Consider the following 13,270-nt stretch of genomic DNA (forward strand, 5'->3'; position numbering starts at 1 on the left):
AATTGCAGCAAGTTATATTATATACAAAAGCCACTTGTACCTTATGTGATGAAGCAGAAGCATTGCTTTCTTCCTTTAAAAAGGATTACCCGCATCAATTAATAAAACGGGATATTTATTCAAATGAAAAATGGCTTGAAAGGTACCAACTGGAAATTCCAGTCATCGAAATCGATGGAAAACAATTGAATGCTGAGGAAATTAATTATAATTCCCTCAAACTGCTATTAACTGCAGGTTACAAAGGGGAGCTCGAGCAATAAAGAGCTCCTCTTTTTGATGGAGCAGACAACATTACTGCTACGATCGTTGGAGTGATTCCAGTTCACGGGCATGCCTGCGCCAACTGCTTTCCGCTGTTATAGCCGCTTTTCGTTTTATGTGCAATGTTTACGATGGATAAAAGGAGGAATGATTTATGTAAGAACATTCCGGCGGAATAAAATTAATACAAAATTTACTTAGTTATTATTTGTATAACTTATTGATTATGTTATAATGAAATCGTAATCGGGACATAATTTAACCTAGAGGGACCTATTTTGACCCGGTGAAGAGGGGCAATAAACGTGAAATCACTGATAGATTTGCAAAAAAAGCTTGTTCCGGAAGTACTTGATACAATGACTCAAAGGTATTCCTTACTGCAAACTGTCAAACTTTTCCAACCAATAGGAAGAAGAGGGCTGGCAGAGAATACTAAATTTACAGAGAGACACGTCAGAGGAGAAGTAGATTTCCTGCATGAACAAGGATTGATTCAAATCACTTCCAAAGGTATGTTCATTACAAATGAGGGGAAATTAATTCTCGAGAATATGGCTAGCTTTATTGGTGAAATATCCGGGCTGCACGTTTTAGAACAGCAGATAATGGAAAGATTATCTGTGGGGAAAGTAATTATTGTCCAAGGAAATAGTGACGAAAATGAATGGGTTAAGCTTGAGATGGGAAAAGTATGTGTTGCTTATCTTAAAACGATCCTTAAAAAGGAAAATACGATTGCAGTAACCGGTGGAAGTACAATGGCCGCTGTCGCGGAGGTAATGTCGCCCTTAAGCAAGGAAAGTGATCTTATGTTTGTCCCTGCACGTGGAGGGATCGGAGAAAAGGCTGAGAACCAGGCTTCCGGCATTGTGGCTAAAATGGCCAGGCAGGCACACGGGGAATATCGTATGCTCTATGTTCCAGACCCTATAAGTGATTCCACCTATGAGACCCTCATCACAGAACCTGCCATAATGGAAATTTTAGAAATGATCAAAGGCTCCGATATTGTTATACATGGAGTTGGAGATGCATTGAAAATGGCAGAAAGACGCAAAACATCGGAACAGATTATTGCACTTTTAAAAGAAAGAAAAGCAATCAGCGAGGCCTTTGGTTATTATTTTGACCGCTCAGGTAATGTTGTTCATAAAGTGAAAACAGTCGGTATTCAACTGGAAGACCTGAAAGCTGTTGAAAATGTAATAACCGTAGCTGGCGGCAAGTCAAAAGGTGAAGCAATTGCCTCATACTTTAAGCAAGGAAAAAGCGACCTTCTCATCACAGATCAGGCCGCAGCAGAACAGATATTGAGAGGTAATCCTCTTTAAATATATCATTAAAAAGAACACTAGGAGGAAAAGTAAATGACAGTTAAAGTTGGTATTAATGGTTTTGGTAGAATAGGACGTAACGTATTCCGTCAGTCATTATTGAATGATGAAGTGGAAATCGTTGCAGTAAATGATTTAACTGATGCAAATATGCTTGCTCACCTATTGAAATATGATTCTGTACATGGTCAATTGGAGCAGGAAATTTCGGTTAATGGATCAGACCTTGTTGTAGGTGGCAGAGAAATCAAAGTATTATCAGAACGTGATCCAGCTAATCTAGGCTGGGGCGACTTGGGAGTAGAAGTTGTCATTGAATCAACAGGACGTTTCACAAAAGGTGAAGACGCTCAGAAACACATCGATGCCGGAGCTAAAAAAGTTATTATCTCTGCACCAGCAAACGGGGAAGATTTAACAATGGTTATGGGTGTTAATGATGATCATTACGATCCATCCAAGCATCATATCATTTCCAATGCGTCTTGTACGACAAACTGTTTAGCTCCATTTGCTAAAGTACTCCATGACACTTTTGGAATTAAACGTGGATTAATGACAACAATCCATTCTTATACGAATGATCAGCAAATTCTTGACTTGCCGCACAAAGACTATCGCCGGGCACGTGCTGCAGCACAAAACATTATCCCGACAACAACTGGTGCAGCAAAAGCTGTTGGATTGGTTTTACCTGAAATCAACGGTAAATTGAATGGTATGGCAGTACGTGTGCCAACTCCAGATGGTTCATTGGTTGATTTAGTGGCCGAACTTGATAAAAACGTTACTGCTGAAGATGTTAATAATGCATTAAAAGAAGCGGCAGAAGGCCCATTGAAAGGTGTACTTCAATACAGTGAAGAACCACTTGTTTCTACAGATATTATTGGAAACCCACATTCGTCTGTAGTGGATGGCTTATCTACAATGGTCATGGAAGACAATATGGTAAAAGTTGTTTCTTGGTATGACAACGAAATGGGCTACTCTTCTCGTTGTGTAGACTTGGCAGCATTCTTGAAAAAACAAGGACTGTAATATAAAAAGCACTGGCGGCCTTTTTTAGAGCTTGCAGATGCTGACTTTAACAATAATGACGGAGGAGGATTCCATTCCTCCTCCGTTTTTTGATTTTTATTCTCGTGCTGTAACAAGCGCTTAGATGTCTGATAGTATATAATGGTTACGAACGATGTAATCAGGGAAGACCTATAACAGTCAATATGTTACATAGGCCAAATTAGGAGGGTTTATCATGAACAAAAAAACACTTCAAGACCTTGATGTAAAAGGGAAAAAAGTATTTTGCCGTGTAGATTTTAATGTTCCGTTGAAGAATGGGGCCATTACGGATGATACTCGAATCAGAGCGGCATTGCCGACGATTAACCATTTAACAGAGCAAGGAGCAATTGTTATTTTGGCCAGCCATCTTGGGCGTCCAAAAGGAATGGTGGTTGAAGACTTGCGTTTGGATCCAGTTGCCAAACAGTTAAGTGATTTGATTGGAAAAGAAATAGTCAAAACGGATTCTGTTTATGGAGACGAAGTAAATGAAGCAATTTCCCAACTGAACGAGGGAGACGTTTTATTAATCGAAAATGTGCGTTTTGAAGCTGGAGAAGAAAAAAATGATCCTGAATTGGTGCAGGCTTTTGCAGATATGGCTGATGTCTATGTTAATGATGCATTCGGTGCGGCACACCGGGCCCATGCTTCAACAACAGGCGTTGCTGAGAAACTTCCGGCAGCGGCAGGCTATCTGATGGAAAAAGAAATTGCTGCCCTTGGTGGTGCATTAAACGATCCTGACCGCCCTTTCACCGCAATTATCGGTGGAGCGAAGGTAAAAGATAAAATTAATGTAATCGACAACCTGCTGGACAAAGTCGATCACTTGATAATAGGTGGCGGTCTTGCCTACACATTCATCAAAGCGCAGGGACATGAGATTGGTAAATCCTTATTGGAGAAAGACAAGATTGACCTTGCGAAACAATTCATGAAAAAAGCGGAAGAAAAAGGTGTTAATTTTATTCTTCCAGTTGACGTAGTTGTTGCTGATGATTTTTCGGAATCAGCTAACACTAAAATTGTAGATATTGACCAAATCCCTTCAGACTGGGAAGCGCTTGATATTGGTCCGAAAACAAGAGAGAAATATAGTAAAATTGTAGCGGAATCAAAACTGATCATCTGGAACGGACCGATGGGGGTATTTGAATTGAACCCGTTTGCCGGCGGTACAAAAGCTGTTGCAGAAGCTTTAGCTGAAACAGAAGGATTTTCCATTATTGGAGGCGGAGATTCAGCAGCAGCGGTCGAGAAATTTGGGCTTGCAGCTGAAATGGACCACGTATCAACTGGAGGTGGAGCTTCCCTTGAATTTATGGAGGGGAAAGTTTTACCGGGTGTAGCAGCTCTAGATGATAAATAATATCTATTTGTGCATGTTCAAAAAAAGCCCGAGAAGTCACTATCGCTAACGAGTAAGATGGATGTGTCATTTCACCGGACTTTTTGAACATTCCTTAAACTAATTCGAGAGGTGAGACGATGCGTAAAAAAGTAATCGCTGGAAACTGGAAAATGAATAAAGTTTTATCTGAAGCAAATCAATTTGTTGATGAGGTAACGTCAAAGGTTCCTGAAAGTGATCAGGTGGAAGCTATTGTGTGTGCACCATTCCCATACCTCTCTTCCCTAGTTGAAAAAACGAACGGAACAAAGATGAAAGTTGCTGCACAAAATATGCATTTTGAGGACAGTGGAGCATATACGGGGGAAGTTAGCCCTGTCATGTTGAAGGATCTTGGAGTGACCCATGTTGTTCTTGGACACTCTGAGCGCAGGGAATATTTTGCAGAGACAGATGAAACGGTAAACAAAAAAGCCCAAGCTGCTTTTAATCACGGACTTACTCCAATTGTTTGTGTCGGTGAAACCTTGGAGCAACGTGAAGCAAATGAAACAATGAATCTTGTCGGCAGCCAAGTGGAAAAAGCGTTGGAAGGACTGACAGATGAGCAGGTTGCTCAAACAATTGTGGCATATGAGCCAGTATGGGCAATTGGAACAGGAAAAACAGCGTCCAGTGAAGATGCAAATGAAGTTTGTGCGCATATCAGACAAGTCATCAAACAAGCAACTTCTGATGCGACTGCTGAAAAGGTCGTCATCCAATATGGTGGAAGTGTAAAACCAGCTAATATCGAAGAATTATTGGGCCAATCTGATATCGATGGTGCATTAGTCGGCGGCGCAAGCCTTGAGGCAGAATCATTTCTGCAGTTAGTGGAGGCAGGTACAAAATGAGTCAGGATAAACTTGCAGCATTAATCATCTTGGATGGTTTTGCAATTCGGGATGAAGAAAAAGGTAATGCAGTAAAACAAGCAAACACACCGAACTTTGACCGTTACTGGAACAAGTATGCACATAATCAGCTTAAAGCAAGTGGTAATGCCGTAGGGTTACCGGAAGGCCAAATGGGTAATTCTGAGGTTGGACATCTGAATATCGGTGCTGGACGAATTGTTTACCAGAGTCTGACACGTGTAAACCTTTCGATTGAAGAAGGTGATTTCTTTCAAGTAGAGGCTTTCCTGAGATCCATTCACCATGCAAAAACGAATAATAAGGCACTTCACTTATTTGGATTGTTGTCTGATGGTGGTGTTCACAGCCATATCAATCACTTATTCGCATTATTGAAACTTGCTAAGGATAATGATCTTGACAATGTATTTGTACATGCATTTCTGGATGGACGCGATGTCGGCCCGCAAACAGCAGAGAAATACATTAGACAGACAGAAGAAAAAATGCGCGAACTTGGGGTAGGTCAATTTGCCACTATTTCGGGACGTTATTATTCCATGGACCGTGATAAACGCTGGGATCGTGTAAAGAAATCTTATGATGCGATGGTACATGGAAAAGGGCCGAAATATAAAACGCCAATGGAAGTGATTGAAGATAATTACGCCAATGGAATCCATGACGAATTCGTGATCCCTTCAGTCATTGTCGATGACAACGAAGATCCTGTGACAACAATTCAGGATAATGATTCGATTATCTTTTATAATTTCCGCCCGGACAGAGCTATTCAAATTTCACGTACATTTGCGAATGCAGACTTCCGTGATTTCGACCGCGGTGAAAATGTGCCAAAAGATCTGGATTTTGTTATGCTTACTAATTTTAGTGAAACAGTAAATGGATTTGTTGCATACGAACCAATCAATCTAGATAACACTGTCGGTGAGGTTCTTGCACAAAATGATCTGAAGCAGCTGAGAATTGCTGAAACGGAAAAGTTTCCGCATGTTACCTTCTTTATGAGTGGGGGGCGTGAACAGGAATTCCCTGGTGAAACAAGGATTTTAATCGATTCACCAAAGGTTGCAACGTATGATCTCAAGCCTGAGATGAGTGCGTATGAAGTTACGGACGCACTATTGACCGAGCTTGATAATGGTGAACAGAATGCTATCATTCTCAACTTTGCCAATCCGGATATGGTAGGACATTCTGGTATGCTGCAGCCAACGATCGATGCAATTGAAGCAGTTGATGAATGTCTCGGCAAGATTGTAGATAAAATTACAGAACTTGGTGGACATGCAATCATTACCGCTGATCACGGCAATTCAGATGAAGTTGTGACAATGGAAGGTACACCAATGACTGCCCATACAACAAACCCTGTTCCGGTAATAGTGACTAAAGAAGATATTACATTGCGTGATGACGGGATTTTGGCTGATCTTGCACCAACACTGCTGGATCTTTTGAACGTAGCTAAACCGGAAGAAATGACTGGTGAATCATTAATTATTAAATAATATTATTAATCAAAATAACTGGATAAACAAAGGAGAGATTTTAATGCCATACATTACTGACGTATATGCTAGAGAGGTTTTAGATTCACGCGGGAACCCAACGATCGAGGTAGAAATTTTCACGGAATCCGGAGCATTCGGCTCTGCAATGGTCCCAAGTGGTGCTTCCACTGGTGAATATGAAGCGGTTGAACTACGTGATGGCGATAAAGACCGTTACTTAGGCAAAGGTGTTCAAAAAGCGGTTGAAAATGTGAATGATGTTATCGGGCCAGAATTGATCGGCTTGGATGTTACTCGCCAAAATATCATAGATGCTTTGATGATTGATCTTGATGGTACGGAAAATAAAGGTAAGCTTGGTGCCAATGCCATTCTTGGAGTTTCCATGGCAGCAGCCCATGCAGCAGCAAGCCATCTTGAAGTTCCATTGTATAACTACCTTGGAGGTTTCAATGCTAAGGTATTGCCTACACCGATGATGAATATTGTAAATGGTGGAGAACATGCTGACAATAACGTCGATATTCAGGAATTCATGATTATGCCAGTTGGTGCTCCAACTTTTAAAGAAGCATTACGTACCGGAGCAGAAATTTTCCATTCATTGAAAAAAGTACTGAGCTCAAAAGGCTATAATACTGCTGTTGGTGATGAGGGTGGATTCGCTCCGAACCTGGGATCGAATGAGGAAGCATTGCAGACGATTGTTGAAGCGATTGAAGCGGCAGGCTACAAACCAGGTGAAGAAATCAAGCTTGCAATGGATGTTGCTGCATCCGAAATTTACGAAGACGGTAAATATAACCTAAAAGGTGAAGGTGTCGTTCGTACATCTGAAGAAATGGTTGACTGGTATGAAGAAATGATCAATAAATATCCGATCATCTCGATTGAAGATGGATTGGATGAAAATGACTGGGATGGATTTAAATTATTGACAGAACGTATCGGAGATCGTGTGCAACTAGTAGGTGACGACCTATTTGTTACTAACACTGCGAAGCTTTCTGAAGGAATCGAAAAAGGTGTCGGTAATTCCATCCTTGTTAAAGTGAATCAAATTGGTACACTTACAGAAACATTTGAAGCAATTGAAATGGCAAAACGTGCAGGCTATACTGCAGTTATTTCTCACCGTTCCGGGGAAACGGAAGACGCAACAATTGCCGACATTGCTGTTGCAACAAATGCAGGACAAATCAAAACAGGTGCACCGTCCCGTACAGACCGTGTAGCTAAATACAACCAATTGCTTCGTATTGAAGACGAATTGGCAGGTATGGGCGAATATGCAGGATTAACTGCATTTTATAACCTGAATAAATAATTTTCATGATAGGGAAGAAGAGGCAGAGCAATCTGTCTCTTTTTTTTGCCTGGAATTATAAACTGTAGTATTTGCTTAAATGTAACAGAGACACCCAACTTATTTTTTGACGAAGACCAGGGTTATTTTAAAAAATATGAGAAAGCGAGCCACGATATGTTTTCCAATTTTCTAGGAAATGGATCACAACTTATAGGTTGGCTACATATGAATATAATGGTGTGAACCACTGTAAGGGGGAGGGAATCTTGCCGCAAAAAGTATTGGTGTTTGGTGATATAGGCATAGATGATATCATTGCGATCATTTATGGTTCATTGAATGATGAAGTGGAGATTGTCGGGATTGTGGCAGACTATGGAAATGTCATAAGGGAAAATGCACTGAGATCGATTTATTACTTACGAAGCATATTCAAAAATAAGCTGAATGTGCCAATCATAGCAGGGGCAGAGTTGCCAATGACGGGTGAAATTCCGGAACCGGTTTCTGAAATACATGGAGAATATGGTTTGGGACCGATCATTCCACCGGAAAATGGAACGGATGGGGTCAGTGAAAACTTTTTTGATATCGTGGACATCATTGAAGAATATAGTAATGAACTGATTATCGTAAATATTGGAAGGCTTACATCGCTAGCAACGATGTTTTTGATACTGGTGAAGTGACAAAAACACATCGGATAGCATTTGAACTGGATTATCCCGTATTTTTTATGGATTTTATGACATCGATGTCCGGTGAGAGTTTCGAATAACAGATGAACTAAAAGGGTCCAGCGTTTATAATGAAGCTGTACTCTTTTTTTACGATCATAATTGGAGGTATTATATGGATATTTTAAAAACAATCAAGGAGCGGCGGTCGACCCATTCTTTCAAAAAAGAAGAGATCAGCAACGAAATCCTGAAACAGATTTTTACATATGGCTCTTATGCACCTACGCACTATATGACGGAATCATGGAAGATAAAATTATATCAGTCGAAAGGAAAACAAGCATTCATTAATGCTGTGATCGCAAGCTATCAACGTATCGGTATGATAAAAGATGATTGGAATCCAAAGACACTGCGTATGATAGAATCAATGAAACAATTTCTCATGGAAATCCCGCACCACGCGCTTATTTATATGGAAAAGCAGCATGACCCTATACGCCAAGAGGAAGAATACTCTTCCGTTGCGGCTTTCATACAGAATACTCAGCTTGCAGCATGGGAATATGGAGTCGGCATGCTTTGGACTATCACACCATATATGCATGACCCTGAGTTCATGTCCGAGGTTGGACTGAACAATGAAACACAAAAAATTTCCGCTGTATTGCAAATAGGATATCCAAATAAAATATCCCGTGATAAAGGAAGAACCCCAATCGAGGAAAAGCTGGAAATAATAGATGAGTAGCTTGTGCTGACTGGTTTAGATGTAGCACCGGCAGTTTTCGACATATTTCAACAAAAACCGGGGAGTGACAGGCACCTAAAAAAGCTCAGACCTTGGTCTGAGCTGTTCATGGTTATTCTGCTTTTTCTTTTATAAATGCTACGACTTCTTCTGCTGTTCCCATGGAGAGCAGCTGTTCTTTGAATGAAGTCATTTCTTTTTTGGACAGTCCAAGAATCTGTGTTCTTGCTGGCAGGATAGATGTTGCGCTCATGCTGAATTCATCCAGTCCCAGTCCAAGTAAAATTGGAATTGCAATTGAGTCTCCAGCCATCTCGCCGCACATGCCAACCCATTTTCCTTCTTTATGTGCCGCTTCGATAACTGTGTTGATCAGGTTTAAAATTGCCGGGTTGTATGGCTGATATAGATAGGAAACTTGTTCATTCATCCGATCGGCGGCCATTGTGTACTGAATCAAATCGTTTGTACCGATGCTGAAGAAATCAACTTCTTTGGCAAACTGTTTGGCGATGACAGCGGTGGATGGAATTTCCACCATGATTCCCACTTCTATTTCATTGGAAACTTTCACACCATCAGCAACCAATGCTTCTTTTTCATCAAGCAAAATCGCTTTTGCCTGGCGGAACTCTTCAAGTGTTGCAATCATCGGAAACATGATCTTCAGGTTACCATGCGCACTTGCACGCAATAGGGCGCGTAATTGCGGACGGAAAACATGCTCATTTTCCAGACAGAAACGGATTGCACGGTATCCTAAGAACGGATTGAGCTCTTTTGGCAGGTCCAGATAGCTAAGTTCTTTATCTCCGCCGACATCCAGTGTTCTTACGACAACAGGCTTGTCACCCATTTGCTCGAGAACCGATTTGTATGCCTCATATTGCTCATCTTCAGTAGGTAGCTGTGATTTGCCCATATAAAGGAATTCGGTACGGTACAGGCCGATCCCTTCACCACCATTGTTCAGAACTCCCTCGACATCATCAGGTGTCCCGATATTGGCAGCCAATTCAACTTGCTCGCCATCACTGGAGAAAGTAGGCTCTTCTTTCAGTTTGGCCCATTCCTGTTGCTGCGCAGCAAACGATTCCTGCTTTTTGCGATATGCCTCAATTTCCTCATCGGTTGGATTTACGATGACCTTTCCTTCCATACCGTCCACAATAATCATGTCGTTGCTGGCAACGGAAGCGGTAATATTTTTGGTCCCTACAACAGCAGGAATTTCAAGAGATCTTGCCATAATAGCTGAGTGGGAAGTTCTTCCTCCGATATCTGTGGCAAAACCTTTAACAAACTCACGATTTAGCTGTGCAGTATCAGATGGTGTAAGATCTTCAGCAATGACAATAACCTGTTCATCAATCAATGCCGGGTCAGGGAAGTTAACCCCCAATAAATGTGCCATCACACGCTTTGTGACATCCTGGATATCTGCAGCACGTTCACGCATATATTCGTTATCCATATTTTTGAACATATCGATAAACATAGTTGCAACCTCATCCAAAGCTGCTTCTGCATTCACGTTATCGGAGGATATTTTATCTTTCATCGGATTAATCAGTTCCGGGTCACTTAAAACAAGTAAATGCGCGGAGAAAATCTCGGCATGTTCGTCACCGATCTCTTTTTTCGTATGTTCTTTAATCTTTTCAAGTTCCTGTTTGGAAATTTTCAAGGCACTATCAAGGCGCTCGATTTCCTGTTCAGGATTGTCTGTTTTTTTCGTCTCGAATGATAGTGATGGTGCTTTCAGTTCATAAACTTTTGCTATTGCTATTCCGCTTGATGCGGCGATTCCTTTTACTGTTTTCATTACTTGGTGCATCCTTTCTATAGGAAGGTCTAAGTATCTTTTCTTCTCCTCCTCCATTCTAAACAGTTATCATCATACATGCAAGGGAATCAACTACGGAAGCATGGTTTCAAGCCATTTACATAGAGTATCGAAAACGTCTTCCCGGGTGATCTCATTGAGCAATTCATGACGGCCGTCTGTATAGATCATGACAGTTATGTTCTGAAGCCCTGCTTTTTGATATATCCTGGCAGTTTTCCAAATACCTTTTGTGTAATTTCCGATCGGATCGGCATCACCGCTGACCAGAAATAAAGGCAGATCCTTGCGAATAGATTGATTTTGCTGTTTATTTTGCATGGAGAGAACGCCAGTCAGCAAATCATGGAAAAAGCGTCCAGTCGGAATAAAACCGGAAAAAGGATCGTGAATATATTCCTCAACGATGGATTCATCTCTTGACAGCCAATCAAACCCACTTAATCGTTCACTTATTCTATTATTATTGCTGCCGAATGCTAAACGATTCATAAGTTTTGACTCTTCTTTCGGTGGGAGAAGCGCTGCCAGACTTTTACCGGCCAGCGCGACTGCCTTTGGATAGTAGCCAGTTCCTAAAAGAACAGCTCCATCAATGATATCACTGTGTGACTGAATATAGTTTCTGACCATAAAGGACCCCATGCTGTGTCCTATTAAAAATATTGGAGTTTCGGGGTTGTTCGCTTTAATATGCTTTGTTATTGCAAAGAGGTCATTGGTTGCCTTGAAAAAGCCATCTCTATCGGCAAAATAACCTTGTATTCCCTGCTTTTCACCTGTTCTACCATGCCCGCGGTGGTCATTGCCAAAAACAGTAAAACCTTGCTGCACCAAGTATGTGGCAAAAGCATCATAGCGATGAATATGCTCTGCCATGCCATGTGCCAGCTGAATAATCGCTTTCGGTTCTTTATTGTCATCGTGCCACTTTTTTACATAGATCTCGACTTGATCATCCATTGCAAGCCAATATGAATTTTCCATCAATGATCACCCCACATTTATTTTTATAATAGTTTCAGGACTGGCATCGATGCAAATTTAAAATGATGACTGAAATTTATCTTGCTAATCAAAACATTTTTTGATAAAGTAATTAGTAGGTATTTGTCGGATATGGGAGGCGTAGAAATATGGCAGGTTTAGTTAATGTATTATTGGTGATCGATGCAATTATTATGATTGTTTTTGTATTATTGCAATCAGGGAAAAGTGCAGGACTATCAGGAGCTATTTCCGGTGGTGCTGAACAATTATTCGGAAAACAAAAAGCACGTGGTGCAGACCTGATTTTACATCGTGGTACGGTAATTACCGGTATACTGTTTTTCGTATTAGCGTTTTTAAGTGCATATGTATTACAATAGAAACCAATCCCTTATCACGATTTTGTGATAAGGGTTTTTTGTTATGATATGTTGTATAGTTATACATATGGGGTAGAGTAATAACAGGACGTGTAAGGAGATGCAGTTCAATGAAGATAAAACAACCAAAAGCTTTCACATTTGAAGCAGGGCCTCGAGCCGTTTTACTATTGCATGGTTTTACCGGACATTCTGCAGATGTAAGAATGCTAGGTAGATTTTTGGAAAAAAAAGGGTATACTAGCCATGCACCGATTTACAGGGGGCATGGGTTGCCACCGGAAGAACTCCTCAAGACAAATCCAGACCAGTGGTGGGAGGACGTAAAAAATGCCATGCAGCACTTGAAGGAACTCGGCTATGAAGAAATAGCAGTTGCCGGTCTGTCCCTTGGGGGCGTTTTGAGCTTGAAGCTGGCCTACTCGGAAAACATAAAAGCAATAATATCCATGTGTGCACCAATGTTTTTTGATAATGAAACACAGCTGTCCAAGGCATTTAAAATATTTGCGAAGGAATATAAACAGCTCGAACAAAAAGATGAAGAAACAATTAAAGAAGAGGTTGAACTTCTTGTTGAGAATTCGAAAGACCTATTTGCGGAATTGGGTAAAACGATTACCGATGTAAAAAATAATGTAGACACAATCTATACTCCGGTATTTGTTGTACAGGCAAGAAACGATCAGATCATCAATACGGACAGCGCGAATTATATTTATGAAAAGGTTGAATCTGATAAGAGGGATATAAAATGGTACGAGGAATCCGGACATGTGATCACATTGGATAAAGAGAAAGAACAGCTACATGAAGATATCTTTCAATTTCTGGAAGGTCTGGACTGGAAATTATGA

13 protein-coding genes are annotated in these 13,270 nt (G+C 40.8%); 11 read left to right on the top strand and 2 right to left on the bottom strand.

All coding sequences use genetic code 11. From position 1 onward, the window contains the following. Nucleotides 1-2: 2 nt before the first annotated feature. The 9 genes from A4245_RS07770 to A4245_RS07810 all read left to right on the top strand — a co-directional run bounded on the left by A4245_RS07770 (nt 3) and on the right by A4245_RS07810 (nt 9,197). Nucleotides 3-263 carry a glutaredoxin family protein gene (locus A4245_RS07770; RefSeq protein ID WP_067727150.1) on the top strand — a complete coding sequence of 87 codons (261 nt, stop codon included), beginning with the start codon at nt 3-5 and terminating at the stop codon, nt 261-263. A 306-nt stretch (nt 264-569) separates the two neighbouring features. Further along, the gene (locus A4245_RS07775; RefSeq protein ID WP_067727151.1) at nt 570-1,598 is read left to right on the top strand and encodes a sugar-binding transcriptional regulator; all 1,029 of its coding nucleotides are present in this window, start codon (nt 570-572) and stop codon (nt 1,596-1,598) included. A 36-nt stretch (nt 1,599-1,634) separates the two neighbouring features. Beyond that, nucleotides 1,635-2,642: a type I glyceraldehyde-3-phosphate dehydrogenase gene (gap, locus tag A4245_RS07780; RefSeq protein WP_067727152.1), complete on the top strand. Its 1,008-nt coding sequence runs from the start codon at nt 1,635-1,637 to the stop codon at nt 2,640-2,642. 217 nt (nt 2,643-2,859) lie between these two features. After that, nucleotides 2,860-4,041, top strand: a complete 1,182-nt coding sequence (locus A4245_RS07785; protein ID WP_067727153.1) for a phosphoglycerate kinase — start codon at nt 2,860-2,862, stop codon at nt 4,039-4,041. 119 nt (nt 4,042-4,160) lie between these two features. After that, a complete protein-coding gene (gene tpiA, locus A4245_RS07790) occupies nt 4,161-4,919 on the top strand; it encodes a triose-phosphate isomerase (RefSeq protein WP_067727154.1) in 759 nt (252 codons plus the stop codon). After that, complete coding sequence (gene gpmI / locus A4245_RS07795; protein ID WP_067727155.1) at nt 4,916-6,454, top strand: 2,3-bisphosphoglycerate-independent phosphoglycerate mutase; 1,539 nt, start codon at nt 4,916-4,918, stop codon at nt 6,452-6,454. Before tpiA ends, gpmI begins: the two co-directional genes overlap by 4 nt. Nucleotides 6,455-6,497: 43 nt before the next feature. Then, nucleotides 6,498-7,784 carry a phosphopyruvate hydratase gene (eno, locus tag A4245_RS07800; RefSeq protein WP_067727156.1) on the top strand — a complete coding sequence of 429 codons (1,287 nt, stop codon included), beginning with the start codon at nt 6,498-6,500 and terminating at the stop codon, nt 7,782-7,784. 248 nt (nt 7,785-8,032) lie between these two features. After that, nucleotides 8,033-8,455: a nucleoside hydrolase gene (locus tag A4245_RS07805; RefSeq protein WP_067727157.1), complete on the top strand. Its 423-nt coding sequence runs from the start codon at nt 8,033-8,035 to the stop codon at nt 8,453-8,455. Between the two features lie 163 nt (nt 8,456-8,618). Then, nucleotides 8,619-9,197, top strand: a complete 579-nt coding sequence (locus A4245_RS07810; protein WP_067727158.1) for a nitroreductase family protein — start codon at nt 8,619-8,621, stop codon at nt 9,195-9,197. 112 nt (nt 9,198-9,309) lie between these two features. Here A4245_RS07810 and ptsP read toward each other — a convergent pair whose 3' ends face one another. Together ptsP and A4245_RS07820 are read right to left on the bottom strand one after the other, a co-directional pair. Beyond that, complete coding sequence (gene ptsP, locus A4245_RS07815) at nt 9,310-11,022, bottom strand: phosphoenolpyruvate--protein phosphotransferase (RefSeq protein ID WP_067727159.1); 1,713 nt, start codon at nt 11,020-11,022, stop codon at nt 9,310-9,312. 93 nt (nt 11,023-11,115) lie between these two features. Then, nucleotides 11,116-12,030, bottom strand: a complete 915-nt coding sequence (locus tag A4245_RS07820; protein WP_067727160.1) for an alpha/beta hydrolase — start codon at nt 12,028-12,030, stop codon at nt 11,116-11,118. 149 nt (nt 12,031-12,179) lie between these two features. Here A4245_RS07820 and secG point away from each other — a divergent pair, with 149 nt between their 5' ends. After that, on the top strand, nt 12,180-12,413 hold the full coding sequence (secG, locus tag A4245_RS07825) for a preprotein translocase subunit SecG (RefSeq protein ID WP_067727161.1): 234 nt from the start codon (nt 12,180-12,182) through the stop codon (nt 12,411-12,413). Nucleotides 12,414-12,523: 110 nt separating this feature from the next. Continuing rightward, nucleotides 12,524-13,270: an alpha/beta hydrolase gene (locus A4245_RS07830; protein WP_067727162.1), complete on the top strand. Its 747-nt coding sequence runs from the start codon at nt 12,524-12,526 to the stop codon at nt 13,268-13,270.

Origin of the sequence: Oceanobacillus damuensis, from assembly GCF_001618145.1 — a bacterium.
Classification (GTDB): domain Bacteria; phylum Bacillota; class Bacilli; order Bacillales; family Amphibacillaceae; genus Oceanobacillus; species Oceanobacillus damuensis.

Excerpts from the sequence above, each read along its gene's own strand:
- gap (WP_067727152.1), top strand. The coding sequence starts at position 1,635 with ATGACAGTTAAAGTTGGTATTAATGGTTTTGGTAGAATAGGACGTAAC.
- A4245_RS07785 (WP_067727153.1), top strand. The coding sequence starts at position 2,860 with ATGAACAAAAAAACACTTCAAGACCTTGATGTAAAAGGGAAAAAAGTA.
- tpiA (WP_067727154.1), top strand. The coding sequence starts at position 4,161 with ATGCGTAAAAAAGTAATCGCTGGAAACTGGAAAATGAATAAAGTTTTA.
- gpmI (WP_067727155.1), top strand. The coding sequence starts at position 4,916 with ATGAGTCAGGATAAACTTGCAGCATTAATCATCTTGGATGGTTTTGCA.
- eno (WP_067727156.1), top strand. The coding sequence starts at position 6,498 with ATGCCATACATTACTGACGTATATGCTAGAGAGGTTTTAGATTCACGC.
- A4245_RS07810 (WP_067727158.1), top strand. The coding sequence starts at position 8,619 with ATGGATATTTTAAAAACAATCAAGGAGCGGCGGTCGACCCATTCTTTC.
- ptsP (WP_067727159.1), bottom strand. The coding sequence starts at position 11,022 with ATGAAAACAGTAAAAGGAATCGCCGCATCAAGCGGAATAGCAATAGCA.
- A4245_RS07820 (WP_067727160.1), bottom strand. The coding sequence starts at position 12,030 with ATGGAAAATTCATATTGGCTTGCAATGGATGATCAAGTCGAGATCTAT.
- secG (WP_067727161.1), top strand. The coding sequence starts at position 12,180 with ATGGCAGGTTTAGTTAATGTATTATTGGTGATCGATGCAATTATTATG.
- A4245_RS07830 (WP_067727162.1), top strand. The coding sequence starts at position 12,524 with ATGAAGATAAAACAACCAAAAGCTTTCACATTTGAAGCAGGGCCTCGA.